This window comes from Comamonas sp. GW821-FHT11H03, assembly GCF_058807955.1.
In genome coordinates, this window is record NZ_JBXARF010000024.1 from 1 (window position 1) to 1,136 (window position 1,136).

General features: G+C 59.7%; 1 protein-coding gene. It reads left to right on the forward strand.

The annotated features are described in order from the left end of the window. The coding region (gene tuf, locus AC1RTQ_RS24140) for an elongation factor Tu (protein WP_492879497.1) at positions 1–1,136 on the forward strand (1,136 nt) is incomplete at both ends.

Here is a 1,136-nt window from a genome sequence, read left to right on the forward strand (position 1 = left end):
AAGCCCCACGTGAACGTGGGCACCATCGGTCACGTTGACCACGGCAAGACCACCCTGACTGCTGCTATCGCTACCGTGCTGTCCAAGCACTTCGGCGGTGAAGCCAAGGACTACTCGCAGATCGACAACGCCCCCGAAGAAAAGGCTCGTGGTATCACGATCAACACTTCGCACGTTGAATACGAAACTGCCAACCGCCACTACGCTCACGTGGACTGCCCCGGCCACGCTGACTATGTGAAGAACATGATCACTGGTGCCGCTCAGATGGACGGCGCTATCTTGGTTTGCTCCGCTGCTGACGGCCCCATGCCCCAGACTCGCGAGCACATCCTGCTGTCGCGTCAGGTGGGCGTGCCCTACATCATCGTGTTCCTGAACAAGGCCGACATGGTGGACGACGAAGAACTGCTGGAACTGGTCGAAATGGAAGTGCGCGAGCTGCTGTCCAAGTACGACTTCCCCGGTGACGACACCCCCATCATCCGCGGCTCCGCCAAGCTGGCCCTGGAAGGTGACCAGTCCGACAAGGGCGAGCCTGCCATCCTGAAGCTGGCCGAAGCTCTGGACACCTACATCCCCACTCCCGAGCGTGCTGTTGACGGCGCCTTCGCGATGCCCGTGGAAGACGTGTTCTCCATCTCCGGTCGTGGTACCGTGGTGACCGGCCGTATCGAGCGCGGTATCGTCAAGGTCGGCGAAGAAATCGAAATCGTCGGTATCAAGGACACTGTCAAGACCACCGTCACCGGCGTGGAAATGTTCCGCAAGCTGCTGGACCAAGGTCAAGCTGGCGACAACGTGGGTCTGCTGCTGCGCGGCACCAAGCGTGAAGACGTGGAACGCGGCCAAGTGCTGTGCAAGCCCGGCTCCATCAAGCCCCACACCAACTTCACTGCTGAAGTTTACGTGCTGTCGAAGGACGAAGGCGGTCGCCACACTCCCTTCTTCAACAACTACCGTCCCCAGTTCTACTTCCGTACAACTGACGTGACCGGCTCCATCGAACTGCCCGAAGGCAAGGAAATGGTGATGCCTGGCGATAACGTGTCGATCACTGTGAAGCTGATCTCCCCCATCGCCATGGAAGAAGGTCTGCGTTTCGCTATCCGCGAAGGTGGTCGTACTGTGGGCGC